This is a genomic window from Arthrobacter sp. I3 (assembly GCF_000520575.1).
Classification (GTDB): domain Bacteria; phylum Actinomycetota; class Actinomycetes; order Actinomycetales; family Micrococcaceae; genus Arthrobacter; species Arthrobacter humicola_A.
The window spans coordinates 201,695-202,344 of the sequence record NZ_KI914927.1 but is presented as its reverse complement, the minus strand read 5'-3'; the positions used below and the strand labels follow the sequence as shown (position 1 = coordinate 202,344).

Sequence of the window (650 nt, the reverse complement as noted above, 5' to 3'; positions counted from 1 at the left end):
CCTGCCATATTTCGGGCTCGTTCGCGGCGGGCGCCCCGAACCGGAGGTTCCCCGCGACCGTGTCCGCGAACAGGTAGGACTGCTGCGGGACTATTGCGATCAGGCCGCGCAGGACGTCCAGGGGCATCGCCCGCACGTTCTCCCCGCCGATGCTGATCTCTCCGGCCGTCGTGTCGAGGAAACGGGGCAGCAGGTTCAGGAGTGTCGTCTTGCCGCTGCCGGTCGCGCCGATGATCGCCGTCGTGGTACCGGCCCTGGCGGTGAAGGAGACGCCGTCCAGCACGGGTGCTTCGGCGCCGGGGTAGGCGAAGGACACGTTCCGGAACTCGACGGCGCCGGAGCGGCCCGGGGCGCCGGCGACGGAACCGGAGGTTCCCCGCGACCGTGTCCGCGAACAGGTAGGACTGCTGCGGGACTATTGCGATCAGGCCGCGCAGGACGTCCAGGGGCATCGCCCGCACGTTCTCCCCGCCGATGCTGATCTCTCCGGCCGTCGTGTCGAGGAAACGGGGCAGCAGGTTCAGGAGTGTCGTCTTGCCGCTGCCGGTCGCGCCGATGATCGCCGTCGTGGTACCGGCCCTGGCGGTGAAGGAGACGCCGTCCAGCACGGGTGCTTCGGCGCCGGGGTAGGCGAAGGACACGTTCCGGAA

At 69.8% G+C, this 650-nt stretch carries 1 protein-coding gene and 1 pseudogene; both read right to left on the bottom strand.

What is annotated here, in order from left to right; translation table 11 throughout:
• The coding region (locus Y706_RS25220) for an ATP-binding cassette domain-containing protein (RefSeq protein WP_043436060.1) at positions 1–316 on the bottom strand (316 nt) is incomplete at its 3' end.
• A gap of 49 nt (positions 317–365) precedes the next feature.
• Positions 366–650: pseudogene (locus Y706_RS30225) on the bottom strand (ABC transporter ATP-binding protein); the annotation flags it as partial.